Source organism: Pseudoalteromonas thalassia (assembly GCF_049257215.1).
Lineage (GTDB): Bacteria > Pseudomonadota > Gammaproteobacteria > Enterobacterales > Alteromonadaceae > Pseudoalteromonas > Pseudoalteromonas lipolytica_C.
Genome location: NZ_JBMMUE010000014.1, coordinates 55,194 through 68,965 on the forward strand (window position 1 = coordinate 55,194; position 13,772 = coordinate 68,965).

12 protein-coding genes are annotated in these 13,772 nt (G+C 42.4%); 6 read left to right on the forward strand and 6 right to left on the reverse strand.

Features of this window, described 5'->3' with window-relative positions; all coding sequences use genetic code 11:
- Positions 1 to 12 precede the first annotated feature (12 nt).
- The gene (locus AAEU31_RS15790; RefSeq protein ID WP_421967705.1) at positions 13 to 2,562 is read left to right on the forward strand and encodes a M14 metallopeptidase family protein; all 2,550 of its coding nucleotides are present in this window, start codon (positions 13 to 15) and stop codon (positions 2,560 to 2,562) included.
- Positions 2,563 to 2,568: 6 nt separating this feature from the next.
- Here AAEU31_RS15790 and AAEU31_RS15795 read toward each other — a convergent pair whose 3' ends face one another.
- On the reverse strand, positions 2,569 to 3,276 hold the full coding sequence (locus tag AAEU31_RS15795) for a ComF family protein (RefSeq protein ID WP_421967706.1): 708 nt from the start codon (positions 3,274 to 3,276) through the stop codon (positions 2,569 to 2,571).
- A 58-nt stretch (positions 3,277 to 3,334) separates the two neighbouring features.
- On the opposite strand from AAEU31_RS15795, the gene bioH reads away from it, so the two are divergent.
- The 3 genes from bioH to AAEU31_RS15810 all read left to right on the forward strand — a co-directional run bounded on the left by bioH (position 3,335) and on the right by AAEU31_RS15810 (position 5,345).
- Positions 3,335 to 4,072, forward strand: a complete 738-nt coding sequence (gene bioH, locus AAEU31_RS15800) for a pimeloyl-ACP methyl ester esterase BioH (RefSeq protein ID WP_421967707.1) — start codon at positions 3,335 to 3,337, stop codon at positions 4,070 to 4,072.
- A gap of 101 nt (positions 4,073 to 4,173) precedes the next feature.
- Positions 4,174 to 4,482, forward strand: a complete 309-nt coding sequence (locus AAEU31_RS15805; RefSeq protein ID WP_054554434.1) for a hypothetical protein — start codon at positions 4,174 to 4,176, stop codon at positions 4,480 to 4,482.
- A 5-nt stretch (positions 4,483 to 4,487) separates the two neighbouring features.
- Positions 4,488 to 5,345, forward strand: a complete 858-nt coding sequence (locus AAEU31_RS15810) for a putative metalloprotease CJM1_0395 family protein (RefSeq protein ID WP_135922890.1) — start codon at positions 4,488 to 4,490, stop codon at positions 5,343 to 5,345.
- 73 nt (positions 5,346 to 5,418) lie between these two features.
- On the opposite strand, the gene AAEU31_RS15815 is transcribed toward AAEU31_RS15810, so the two are convergent.
- The 4 genes from AAEU31_RS15815 to greB form a co-directional block, all read right to left on the reverse strand.
- Positions 5,419 to 7,737, reverse strand: a complete 2,319-nt coding sequence (locus AAEU31_RS15815; RefSeq protein ID WP_421967708.1) for a Tex family protein — start codon at positions 7,735 to 7,737, stop codon at positions 5,419 to 5,421.
- A gap of 135 nt (positions 7,738 to 7,872) precedes the next feature.
- Positions 7,873 to 8,454 (reverse strand): CBS domain-containing protein, encoded by a 582-nt coding sequence (locus tag AAEU31_RS15820; protein WP_135922888.1) that lies wholly within the window; start codon positions 8,452 to 8,454, stop codon positions 7,873 to 7,875.
- Positions 8,455 to 8,504: 50 nt separating this feature from the next.
- Positions 8,505 to 8,810 carry a hypothetical protein gene (locus AAEU31_RS15825; RefSeq protein WP_135922887.1) on the reverse strand — a complete coding sequence of 102 codons (306 nt, stop codon included), beginning with the start codon at positions 8,808 to 8,810 and terminating at the stop codon, positions 8,505 to 8,507.
- A 114-nt stretch (positions 8,811 to 8,924) separates the two neighbouring features.
- Positions 8,925 to 9,407 (reverse strand): transcription elongation factor GreB, encoded by a 483-nt coding sequence (gene greB / locus AAEU31_RS15830; protein ID WP_135922886.1) that lies wholly within the window; start codon positions 9,405 to 9,407, stop codon positions 8,925 to 8,927.
- Positions 9,408 to 9,563: 156 nt separating this feature from the next.
- Here greB and ompR point away from each other — a divergent pair, with 156 nt between their 5' ends.
- Positions 9,564 to 10,283, forward strand: a complete 720-nt coding sequence (gene ompR, locus AAEU31_RS15835) for an osmolarity response regulator transcription factor OmpR (RefSeq protein WP_063702407.1) — start codon at positions 9,564 to 9,566, stop codon at positions 10,281 to 10,283.
- 5 nt (positions 10,284 to 10,288) lie between these two features.
- Positions 10,289 to 11,584: a two-component system sensor histidine kinase EnvZ gene (gene envZ / locus AAEU31_RS15840; protein WP_135922885.1), complete on the forward strand. Its 1,296-nt coding sequence runs from the start codon at positions 10,289 to 10,291 to the stop codon at positions 11,582 to 11,584.
- Between the two features lie 108 nt (positions 11,585 to 11,692).
- On the opposite strand, the gene AAEU31_RS15845 is transcribed toward envZ, so the two are convergent.
- The gene (locus AAEU31_RS15845) at positions 11,693 to 13,735 is read right to left on the reverse strand and encodes a glycoside hydrolase family 97 protein (protein WP_421967709.1); all 2,043 of its coding nucleotides are present in this window, start codon (positions 13,733 to 13,735) and stop codon (positions 11,693 to 11,695) included.
- Positions 13,736 to 13,772 lie beyond the last annotated feature (37 nt).

The following is a 13,772-nucleotide window of genomic DNA, read 5'->3' on the forward strand; positions in this document are numbered from 1 at the left end:
TGGGTGCTATCTATGCGTTTTATAATAACAATATTAACTATGCTAGTGAGCGTTAGCGCATTAGCAAAACCTCTTTCTTATTACTTTGAACAAGATGTGAAATTTGACCCAAATATTCCTACCCCTGAGCAGGTACTAGGTTACGAGGTGGGTGAGTGGCATGTGCGACATGATCAGCTTGTGCAATATATGCAAATTCTGGCCGAAAAAAGTGACCGAATGAACTTTAAAGTAATTGGTCGCACTCACGAGCAGCGCCCGCTGGTGATGTTAACGATTACTGCACCAGACAAGCTAGGCCAAGTTGAATCTATTCGTAAAGCTCATTTAGCGCGTTTAAATGGTGGTGCTACTAACTCAAGCAAACAGCCGGCGGTTGTTTGGATGGGTTACAGCGTACATGGCAATGAATCATCAGGTAGCAATGCATCGCTATTGGTTGCCTATTATTTGGCCGCTGCACAAGGGCCAGAAATTGACACCTTACTGAATAACACGGTTATTTTGCTCGACCCATCATTAAACCCTGATGGCCTAGCGCGTTTTGCAAATTGGGCAAACAGCAACCGTGGTATGAAGTTGTCATCAGATCCACAAACTCGCGAGCATATTGAAAGTTGGCCGAGTAGCCGTACTAACCATTACTTGTTTGACTTAAACCGTGATTGGTTATTGCTGCAACACCCTGAATCACGTGCACGTATCGCACAGTTTCACCAGTGGAAGCCAAATATTCTGACTGACTTCCACGAAATGGGCCCGAATAGCACGTATTTTTTTCAGCCAGGGATCCCAACTCGTAAACACCCAATCACGCCTGAAGAAAACGTTACGCTGACTAAAGCAATTGCAAATTATCATGCAAAGACACTTGATGAGCATAATGCGCTTTACTTCACTGAAGAAAGCTTTGATGACTTTTACTATGGTAAAGGCTCAACTTACCCAGACGTAAATGGCGGTGTAGGTATTTTATTTGAACAAGCAAGCTCACGTGGTCACTTACAAGAAACCATCAACGGCCCGTTAAGTTTTCCGTTTACGATTAAAAATCAGTTATTAACTAGCTTGTCGACGTTCCAAGCGGCGATTGATAACCGTACTGACTTACTTGATTATCAAGCCAAATTTTACAACAAAGCGATAGATCTTGCTGGCGATGAAGACTTCAAAGGTTATGTTGTTAAAGGTGGTGCTGATACGAGTCGCATGCAGTACTTCCTTGATTTATTGAAGCAGCATCAAATTAATGCGTATGTGCTCGAAGAGCCGTTAAAAGTAAATGGTCAAAGCTTTTCTGAAAAAAGTTACTATGTGCCATTAGCACAGCCGCAATTTCGTTTAATTAAAGCGATTTTTAGTGAGCAACAGCGTTTTGTCGATAACACGTTTTATGATGTATCTGGCTGGACTCTTGCGCATGCTTTCAATCTAGAGTTTGCAAAAGTAAGCAGCAATTGGGGCTTAAATGTTGCTAAAGAGCCTTGGCAACAGCCTGTAAAATCAAGCTATGCAGCATTACCACAAAGCTATGCTTATGCATTCAAATGGGATGATTATTTAGCGCCAAAAATGCTTAATAGCTTACTCGAACAAGGTGTCAAAGCGCGTGTGGCATTAAGCCCACTCACAGCAAAAACGCCTATGGGTGAGATTGCTTTTGAGCCTGGAAGTATCCTTGTGCCTGCAGGTCTGCAAACAGATAGCAACTGGGTTAGCTATTTAAACCAAGCACAAAACGAGTTTGGCATTGAAATTACACCCATTAGTTCAGGCTTAACGGTGAAAGGTGCTGACTTGGGCTCTCGTTCAATGGCGGTAGTGAAAGCGCCGAAAGTGCTATTAGTCGGTGGTGAAGGGAGCAGCCAGTATGAGCTTGGCGAGGTATGGTATTACCTAGACCGTTTCGTTGGCACAGCGCCAAGCATTGTTGAAATGCAACGTCTTGATGATATTGATCTTGAAAACTATAGCCATATCATTCTAGCGCACGGTAATTACAATCGTCTTGATGATGCAACGAAAGTGGCAATTAAGTCGTGGGTTCGTAAAGGCGGAGTTATTTGGGGACACAAAGGCGGAGCTAAGTTCCTAGCCGATCAACAATTATTAAAGGCTAATTACTTATCTCGTCGTGATGTAGCCAGCGCCTTTGATACAACAGGGCTTACCTATGCTGATAAAGATGACCTCGCTGGTCGTCAGCGTATTGCGGGTGCAATTTTTAATACCTCAGTGGACTTATCTCACCCTCTGACGTATTCGCTGAACCGTAATACATTACCTGTATTTAAGAATAGCACTTGGTTGCTTGAGAAATCAGACGCACCTTTTGTTAACGTACTTACTTACACAGACAAGCCGCTTTTAGCTGGCTTTACTGATGACGTAAACGTGGAGCAAGTAGCGGGTGCAGCAGGACTTATTGCACACTCATACGGTAAGGGGAGTGTCATTGGTATGACTGATAACCCAGTATTTCGTGGTTACTGGTACGGCACTAGTCGCTTACTGAGCAATGCATTATTTTTTGGTAACGCATTCTATGCCTCAGCTGACTAACCACCTTTAATGTGCACCTAACGGAGTTAAGCAGGTAAGCATAGCCCACACCTGTTTAGCTCCGGCTTCTTTAATGACCTCAGTCGCTGCATTTAAAGTTGCGCCAGAGGTCATCACATCATCAATGATTGCCACGGTTTTTGCAGACAAATCCTGCTGGCAAATAAACGCACCCTTTAAGTTTTTAATTCTGTTCGTTTTACTGAGCTTTGATTGTGCTTTTGTCGCTTTTAGCTTTTGAAGAGGCGAAATAATAGTCTCATTTTGTGTTTGGAGTACAGGCAACCATGTTTGGCTGACTTGGTTGAAGCCACGGGTTAAAAATCGCTGTTTATGTAAGGGCATTATAATAAAAGCGTCTGGCCAGTGGATATTTACTTTGCGAGCAACTGCAAGTTGCTGGCTAATGATTTGTTGTAGAGCAATCTTATAATACTGTTGGTCATTAAATTTTAACTGCTTTAACCATTGATTTAAGGGCGCTTGGTACCAAGCGCAGGCAATTAAGTGGTCAAACTGACAGTCAGGAAAAGCATCACAGACATCAGGCCTGTGTAACAGGTTTGGGTGGCGTTCTAAATCAAATAAGCTTAGATCTTGCAAACAATAACTGCATAAAGCGCGGTTAGGATGAATATGGCTGTTACAGCCAATACAAAAGTTTGGAAATAACGTGTCTAAACCTAGTTTTAAAGCATGGGTTAAACGAGACATTGCATTCATTCCTTTAAACGCTATCATGAGCGCTAAGTGTGGTCTGGAATGATGAAATATGCAAAATGATATGGTGTTACTACATGGTTGGGGAATGAACCAAGGCGTGTGGCAAGTAATAATGCCTGAACTGGAATTTTTCCATGATGGTGAGGTTCGTTGCTTGGATTTACCGGGATTTGGTAATGCACAAAACTGCCCAGCCCCTTACACCTTGCATGCCGCTGCTGAGCAACTTAGTGAGCAATTGCATGAAGGATCATTACTCGTTGGATGGTCATTAGGTGGATTATTTGCTTTGTACATTGCAGCTCATTGGCCAGAAAAGGTGGCTAAAGTTGTGCTTGTTGCATCAACGCCTTTCTTTGCCGAGCAGAATGACTGGCCAGGTATTAAACCGAATGTATTAAATACCTTCAAAGAGCAACTTGTTAGTCACCGCGAAAAAACCATTGAGCGATTTTTAGCAATCCAGGCGATGGGCAGTGAATCGGCCCGTGACGATATTAAACAACTAAAAACTTTATTAAATCAGTATCCAGCACCACAAGAGCAGGCTTTAAGCGCAGGTTTAGAAATTTTGCAGCATGACGATTTACGCTCACTGTTTGCTGAGCTAAGTGTGCCAGTATGTGGCATTTTTGGTCGCTTAGATTCACTGGTTCCTTATCGAGCAATTGAAAAAATGCATGCTTTACAGCCTGAGTTTGAGTATGAAGTATTAGATAAAGCATCGCATGCCCCGTTTATCTCCCATAAAAAAGCATTTATAACAGCACTGAAATCAATGTGTTAATTTAAACTCGGCCGTAGGCCACAAAAATAGCGGGATTTAGCTTTATTTTGCTCGTTTTATGAGCGATACTTAACAAGTGAATCTCACTGTTGGAGGGTGTTATGCCAATCAGTTCTGTTTTTAATAATGCGGTAGAAGGTTATAACCGTGCAAGCCAAGGTATCGAAAAGGCGAGCGCTGAGATTAGCCGTGCCTCAATTGATCAGCAAGATGATGCCCAACTAGCTCAACAACGCCAATTACAAGCGGCAACTCCAAATGAAGCTGTAACTCCGCCAGTTTCACAACCTGCCCCAATCGATGAGTCGCTTGTTAATTTGAAAGTTGAAGAATTTAATGCAAAAGCAAACATCAACACCATTCAAACTGCTGATGAAGTGCTGGGTACGTTAATTGATATCAAAGTTTAGCACTTATGAATATCGTTACTCCGTTTCCCTCGATTAATATCAACACGGCGAATGTGCACACCGAAAGTGCTCGCCGTGATAATCAGTTACGTGAAGTAATCCCGCCACCTGCAGCTACTAAACCAAGTAATGCCGAAAATAAAACGCTTAGCGATGGTGATAAAACCAAGCAACCGGGTTCTGAGGCTGGTACTTACGATGCCAAAGGTCGTTTATCAGAAGATAAAGTGATTGAGGAGCGTCAACAAGGCAGTGAACAAGGCGATCCAGAGCAATCAGAACAAGACGCTAAACAAGAACAGAAAAAAGAGCAAAAGGTTGCTGAACAAGAGCAACAAGACGCTGAACAAATAAAAGAATTAAAAGCGCGTGATACCGAAGTGCGTATTCATGAGCAAGCGCATGCCACAGTAGGGGGGCAGTATGCGGGCTCTCCTAGCTATGAGTATCAACGTGGCCCCGATGGTACAAACTATGCTGTTGGCGGCGAGGTGCAAATTGATGTTGCTGAAATAAAAGGTGACCCACAAGCCACAATCGAAAAAATGCAGACGGTGCGTGCAGCGGCACTTGCGCCACAAGAGCCTTCAAGTGCTGATCGCTCAATTGCTGCAGATGCCACACAAAAGCTTATGGCAGCGCAGGCTGAGCTTGCTAGCCAATCAGCTGATGGCGATGCTGACTCAGGCAAATCGACCTTCAAAATAAACAGTGAGTATGCCGAAGATAGCGCAACTCAAAGCAGTGAAACAAAAACAGCAAAGCGTGATGTTGAAGTAGATGAGCGTGCCGCACGTATTGCTAATTTTTATCAAGCAGCTACCTCGCCCACTAATCAAAACCAGTTCTCTGCTTTTATTTAAGCTTCTTAAATTAAAAAACCGCGTAAGTTTACACTCACGCGGTTTTTTATTATCGATTTACACCTATAGGGTATTATTTTTTCACTTTTGCATTGGCAAATGCATCAGCAAAGGCATTACCCATTGCTGCATTACCAAAATCACGTTTTTGTTTAGGTGCTGCACTTTTCGCTTTCGCAGCTGGCTTAGGTTTGCTAGCTAGTGCTGCTTTATTACTAGTATCAACATCATCGTCTAAACGCATAGTAAAGCTGATACGTTTGCGTGCTGCATCTACTTCAAGTACTTTTACTTTAACAATATCGCCAGCTTTAACTACTTCGCGTGGATCAGAGATGAACTTGTTGGTAATAGCAGAAATATGCACTAAACCGTCTTGGTGAACACCCACATCAACAAAGGCACCGAAGTTCGCAACATTCGACACTACACCTTCTAGAATCATACCCGGTTTTAGGTCGTTGATGGTTTCAACACCGGCTTTAAATTCAGCTGTTTTAAACTCAGGACGCGGATCACGACCCGGTTTATCAAGCTCTTTAATAATATCTGTAACTGTTGGTAAACCAAACTTTTCGTCTGTGTAGTCGTTAGCAATCAGTTTATTTAAGATATCAGAGTTACCAATTAAGCTATTTACATCGAGGTTGTTCTTTTCGCAGATGCGTTTAACAACCGGGTAAGCTTCAGGGTGAACAGATGACTTATCAAGAGGATCTGTACCATTAGTTATACGTAAGAAACCAGCCGCTTGTTCAAAGGCTTTTGGCCCTAAACGCTCTACTTTTTTCAGTTCAGAGCGTTTGCTAAATGAACCATTCGCATCACGGTAGCTAACAATATTTTGTGCTAACGTTTTATTTAAGCCCGATACGCGAGTAAGTAGTGGCACCGAGGCCATATTTAAATCTACACCTACTGAGTTTACACAGTCCTCTACAACGGATGTTAGCGTTTGTCCTAGCTGGCTTTGTGATACGTCGTGCTGATATTGGCCCACACCGATTGATTTAGGCTCAATTTTTACCAGCTCAGCAAGAGGGTCTTGTAAGCGACGCGCAATTGACACCGCACCACGCAGTGAAACATCAAGGTTAGGGAACTCGTTGGCAGCAAATTCAGACGCTGAATAAACAGATGCACCTGCTTCACTGACCATGATTTTATTTAGTTTAAGTTCACTGTTCGCTTTGATAAGTTCAGCAACTAACTTATCTGATTCACGTGAAGCTGTTCCATTACCGATGGCGATTAGCTCAACTTTGTGCTGGCGACATAACTGCTCTAGGGTACGTAATGATTTTTCCCAGTGGTTTTGTGGTGCATGAGGGAAAATGGTTTGCGTGGTTAAAAGCTTACCTGTGCTGTCTACAACGGCAATTTTACAACCTGTACGTAAACCAGGATCAAGACCTAGAGTAGTACGCGGGCCTGCAGGTGCAGCCATTAATAAATCTTTTAAGTTTTTCGCAAAAACGTCAATTGCGCCAGTTTCAGCTTTTTCACGCATTGCGCCTAAAAACTCATTCTCAAGGTGAAGGCTTAATTTAATCTTCCACGCCCATTGCACCACACTCATCAGCCAGCTACTTGCAGCAGAATTGCTTACATCTAAGCGATAATGATCGGCAATCATCTGTGCGCACACTTGGGCTGGGTTTTCTGCGCTTGGTTCAGGGTTGATACTGAGTTGTAAAACCCCCTCATTGCGAGCACGAAGCATAGCAAGTGCACGGTGTGATGGTACTTTCTTAAGTGGCTCTTGATGCTCAAAGTAGTCGCGGTACTTAGCGCCATTATTTTCTTGGCCTGCTATAATAGTGCTTTCAATTTGACCATGCTGTGAGATGTGGCTGCGGAATTTAGCCAATAACTTAGCATCTTCTGCAAAGCGTTCCATCAGAATAAATTTAGCGCCATCAAGTACAGCCTTACTATCAGCAAAGCCTGCATCAGCATTTATGTAATCAGCTGCGAGTTGTTCTGGATCGAGGTTTGGATCATTAAATAATGCATCGGCAAGCGGCTCAATGCCGGCTTCAATAGCAATTTGACCTTTCGTGCGACGCTTAGGCTTGAACGGTAAATATAAATCTTCAAGCTCTGTTTTACTGTCAGCATTATTAATATCAGCACTTAGCTCTGCTGTTAATTTGCCTTGTTCTTCAATGGTGGCAAGAATAAAACTACGGCGTTCTTCTAACTCGCGTAAATAAGATAAACGTTGTTCAAGTAAACGTAATTGTGTGTCGTCTAGACCACCAGTTACTTCTTTACGATAACGGGCGATAAAAGGGACTGTGGCACCTTCATCAAGTAATTTGATTGCAGCAACAACTTGTGTTTGCTGGGCATTTAGCTCGGTCGCTAAGCGTGCAGAGATATTGCTCATGCATAAACCTTTTTAGAAATAGAAAATCAGTAAAACTGAAGATTAATTGCCTGAATAATATCACAATAAGAAGGCCTTAAAAGCACTGCTTTTAAGGCCCGCAAAAATAGTTTTACACAACGCTGATTTTAGGCGTTAGTGTGGGTGGTCAATCTGCTGCATGACTTCACTGAAGCTGTTAGCTATTGGATTGATATTGACCGGAATATGGAGTTTCTTAGCGATTTCTCGCGCAGAAATCAAACCGCAAATTTCATGGTTTGCGCTAGTCACTAATAAGAACATCATACCTTGATGCTCCATAGTTTGCAGTGCATCTCCAATACATGCATAGCTGATGCTCTGCAAGCTTACTCCCGCTAAATTGCTAAGTGGTGTCATTACATCGTGTAGTGTTAATTCATCACGGTGTAAGTTTAAACGCTGCGCAAGAATCATAATCTTTGAGCTTTGTAAATCTGCGCTAGAGGTGATCCCGAGCAGTTTATCTTCGCCATCAATCACTAAAATAAAATCTGAACAGCAACTATTTGTTTGTTTTAACGCATCAACGATTGATGTGCCATAGTGGGCACGAAGCGGGTCTTTTTTAGTAAAGCTATTAAGTACTTTAAGTGCAGAAGAAGTGAGATCAAGTGTTGGCTCAACTTCATTTACTGCATTAGATAATGCGCCATTAGAGATATCTTGTAGACGTAATTCTTTGAATTTATTCATTTTGTTCACCATACATTTTAATAAAACTGAAATAGAAAAATTTGAGTTAATTAAAAAGCAGGTGGCCCTCGCTGGTGTGCGCTATAAACAGACGCCTTGTTACAAGGTTGAGCATACAACACAACACGTGCATCTGGCAGTGGTTGGGCTACATTGGCGATGTACGCAGGTGTATGTTTGTCTAGGTCGGTATCTAGATTGGCAGGGTCTGCACTATCACACGCAATAAAATGTGCGGTTGGTGTAACACTGTCTGAGTGGCTTTCTATATCGTTGGCATAAGATATCAAACTCACACTTATTAAAAGTGCGAATACAATTGCATTACTTATTATGCGTTGCATTGCGTTTGACATAATTACTACCTTCTAAAACTCAAGTAATGATTTATCTTGAGTATCTTTAGTTATAGATCACATTTTTAGACTAAACAATCATTAATTAACGCTTTCTGAATTTTCTGGGAAAAATTATTTTGCATCAGGATAGGTTATCTCATTGATGAACCACTCTTTTGTACCTTCAGGCGTGTTTACCGTAAAGTCATCATCGACCTGTTTGCCAAGCAGTGCCCGAGCCATTGGTGCATCGATAGATATGTAGTCTTTACGCTCGTAAATTTCATCAGGGCCAACAATACGAAAGCGTTTTGTCTCGCCTTGTTCGTTTTCAATTTCGACCCAAGCACCAAAAAATACTTTGCCAGCTTGTTGTGGGTTGTAGTCAACAATTTTAAGGTCAGGCATACGCTTGCGCAAATAACGAACTCTGCGATCGATTTGTCGTAAAACACGTTTATTAAATTGATAATCGGCATTTTCAGAGCGGTCGCCTAAACTTGCTGCCCAAGTCACTATTTTGGTAATTTCGGGGCGTTTTTCATGCCATAAATAATCATGTTCTTGTTGTAATTGCTGATACCCTTCTCGGGTTATTAAATTTGTCTTTGCCATTTTATTCAGCCTAAAAAGAAAACCAGCCGCAAAGTATACCCTTTGTCGAGCAGGATTTTGAAATGTTCAGTAACAATCTAAGCGCGTAATTCGTTTTTTATTCTTAACTTTTTCATTTATATTAATAAGTAACATATTACAAAAAGAATGAAAGTTATGGGACACGAAACGACAAAAGTATTGGTTGTTGATGATGATATGCGCTTACGCAGTTTGCTAGAGCGTTACCTTGTAGAACAAGGTTTTATTGTTCGTACAGCAGCAAATTCAGAGCAAATGGATCGCTTACTAGAGCGCGAAAACTTCCACTTGATTGTATTAGATTTAATGTTGCCGGGTGAAGATGGTCTTTCAATTTGCCGTCGTTTACGTCAAAAAGAAAATGACATTCCTATTGTAATGCTCACAGCAAAAGGCGATGAAGTTGATCGCATCATTGGTTTAGAGCTCGGTGCGGATGATTATATTCCTAAACCATTCAATCCACGTGAGTTACTTGCGCGCATCAAAGCAATTTTACGTCGTCGTGCTAAAGAAGTGCCGGGGGCGCCTGCTGCCGAAGAAAACGAAATTAGTTTTGGTGAGTTTACTCTTAACCTTGCGACCCGCGAAATGAGTCATGGTGACAAAACAATGTCGTTAACCAGTGGTGAGTTTGCTGTATTGAAAGCCTTGGTAACACATCCTCGTGAACCGCTTAGTCGCGATAAGCTAATGAACTTAGCACGTGGCCGTGATTACAGTGCACTTGAGCGCAGTATCGATGTTCAGGTATCGCGCTTACGTCGTATGATTGAAGTTGATGCGGCTAATCCTCGTTATATACAAACAGTATGGGGCTTAGGCTACGTATTTGTGCCAGATGGTGAAAAATAATAGCAATGGGCATGTTTCCACGTAGTGCGTTTGGACAAACGGTATTTTTGGTTGCGGCCCTGCTGTTAATCAATCAAATAGTCTCTTATATCACAGTCAGTTTTTATGTTGTTAAACCAACGATAGAACAAGTAAACCTTATTCTCTCAAAACAGGTGAAAACCGTTTTTATTGAATGGGAAGAGGGAGTGGAGGTAAGCAAAGAAGCCTCTGACAAGTTTTTTGAGATCACCGGCATTGAGGTCATGACGCAGCGCCAAGCTATGCGTGAAGGGTTGGCTGAAACTCGTGAGTATTCAATGCTATCGCGCAGCATGTCGAAAGAGCTTAATGGCTCTGCGCGGGTACGCATTAGCCAAACCGATCCGCTTGTGTATTGGGTTGAAGCTCCGCAAGCGCCAGGTTATTGGGTACGTGTGCCGCTCACCGGATTGCAAGAAAACAACCTAAAGTTCTTAACCTTTTATTTATCGAGTATTGGCTTTTTAAGTGTACTCGGTGGTTGGTTGTTTGCCCGTCATCTAAATAGACCTTTAAAAGCACTGCAACAAGCCGCTGTTAAAGTAGGGGTAGGTGACTTTTCTACCAAACTAGAAGAGCAGGGCTCTACAGAAGTGATTGAAGTAACCCGAGCGTTTAACCAAATGTCCCGTGGTATTGCTGCCCTTGAGAATGATCGCCGATTATTAATGGCAGGTGTTTCACATGACCTACGTACCCCGCTTACGCGGATTCGTTTAGCGACCGAAATGATGTCGGACGATGAAGATTACCTGCGTGAAGGGATCATTCATGATATTGAAGATATGAACGCCATTATCGATCAATTCATTGAATATTTACGCCATCACAAACGCGAAGAACTCGAACTTGAAGACTTAAATGCGATTGTTTCAGAAGTCGTTGAAGCTGAGCAAAAGCATCATCGCACTATTACCTTTAAAGAAAACCCAAGCTTAGGCGAAGTGCCAGTAAGCACGGTGGCAATAAAACGTGTTGTAACCAATATGATTGAAAATGCAATTCGCTATTCAGACGGTGATATTGAAGTTGAAACCCGCGTTAGCAGTAATAAAAAGTTTGCCATGGTGGTGGTGAATGATCACGGCCCGGGTATTCCTGAAAGCGAACTTGAAACCGTATTTGAACCGTTCAAACAAGGTGATGCGGCACGTGGTAGTGAAGGCAGTGGCTTAGGTCTTGCGATAATTAAACGTATTGTCGATATGCATGGCGGCCGAGTACAGCTACTTAATCGCCCTGAAGGTGGCCTCAGCGCACAGATTTATTTACCGTTTTAAAAGCCTTAAGCTATAAGTTTAAAGCAGCCCGAGATGGCTACTTTTTTGCTAACAAAAAAGCGCGGCATCAAATGCCGCGCTTTTAATAATGTTCAGCAACTAGCCAACTTACATTGCTTTAAATCGAATCGCTGTGCCGCCACTGGTGGCAAGCTTTAACGTTAGCTTATCATCAGCAGTTACAATGCGTTTTTCTACTTTTAAGTCGTAAGGGTTATTAACCCACTCAGCTTTGTCACCGTCGCGGTAGATTTGCGCTTCAAACTTTTTACCTTTATCTAAAAAGTCTAATTTCACTTCTAGCGTGCGGGCTTTTTCGTCTGTAACTGCACCTAAATACCAGTCATTACCTGAGTATTGATCGCGCTTGCGTTCTTTACGTGCAAACACAACGTAATCGCCAACTTCGCCTTGTAGTGCAATACTTTGTTGCCAATCAGTTGGTACGTCTTGAATAAACTGGAACGCATCTGGTTTTGCTAAGTAATTACGTGGTAAATCTGCCGCCATTTGAATTGGGCTGTACATTACAACATATAGCGCTAATTGCTTCGCTAGAGTTGTTTGCGGGCGGTTGGTATCGGCACCTAAACCGTTAAAGCTCATATCAAAAATACCCGGCGTGAAGTCCATAGGGCCTGCAAGCATACGTGTGAAAGCAAGCATTGGAATATGCTCAGGTGGATTTGGTGGCGTACCCCATGCGTTAAACTCTTGGCCACGGGCACCTTCACGAGCAATCCAGTTCGGGTATGTACGACGTAAGCCGGTATCTTTTATTGGCTCATGCGTATTGATACTAATCTTATGCTTAGCAGCAAGTTTCACGTTGTATAGGTACTCGTTTACCATGAACTGACCATCGTGCCACTCTTTGCGGATAATGCCGTTCTCATCGACGCGTTTGATGTTACCACCGTCGGCTACGTAACCTGTTTTAACTTGGCTTACATTTGATTTTTCGTATAGCGCAAATGCATCTTCCATTTGGTTACGATAATTTGTTACGTTACCTGAGGTTTCGTGATGACCAATTAGTTGTACGCCTTTTTCTTTGCCGTAATGTGCCAGCTCTTCAATATCAAAATCATCATAAGGTTGAGTAAAGCTAAATACATCACCGTTATAAAACCAGTCGCCATCCCAGCCAATATTCCAGCCTTCGACTAGTACGCCATCGAAGCCATATTTAGCCGCGAAATCCATGTAATATTTGGTATTCTCAGTGGTTGCACCATGAATTTTACCGCTACCCCAGGTATTTTCATTGATGTGCATACCCCACCAAATACCTACGTATTTACCCGGTTTTACCCAAGAAACATCGCCCAGTTTATTTGGTTCGTTCAGGTTTAAGATGATATCTGAGTTGATTAAATCAACGGCTTCATCACCAATTTGAATTGTACGCCAAGGGGTATTAAATGCACCGTGCTTTTTAACCGCTACGCCGTCTGACCAAGGTGTTAAATCGGCTTGGAAAGTACCATCACGACGTTGGTTTAAAACCATGCCGGCATAATCAACAAGGGCTGCTTCGTGAATACTGATATGTACACCATTTTTATTTTTTAAAGTAAATGGTGTGTGCACAAGTGCCGCTTTATGTAATGGGGTGGTGTTATACACGTACTCATAACGGTTCCAACCACGGGCAGGGATCCACCATGCCGTTGCATCTGATGAGTCTGTAATTGCAAACTCAGTAAGCTCTTTGGTGATTTCTACATCATCAAAACCAGCTTGTTTTGGTAATTCGTATCGAAAGCCGACACCATCATTAAAAGCGCGAAAACGTACTGTAAATGTGCCACCTTGTGGTTGTGGCTTTTTAAAGGTAACAGCGACTTCGTTATGGTTATCAACCACTGTTTGGCGTTCACCCCAAGGTTGTTCCCAGCTGCTTTTTACAGAGTCAGTGGTTTGGCTGCTAATTTTGTAACCTTCGCTCATTGCCGGTTGTTCTTTAAAAACAAGGCCTAACGCTGAGTTAGCAATGACTTGTTTACCAGCAAAACTGATTTCGTAGCTAGGTGTGTGTTGTTCATCAGAAATGGTTACTTTGATCTGCCCATCAGGTGAACTGACGGTTGTGGTTTGTGCTAGGCAAGTACCTGAAAAGGCTGCTAACATTAAGGCAGTTAATCGCATTGTTGTTCCTTGGCGGCTTATGGTTATGGATTGTTGT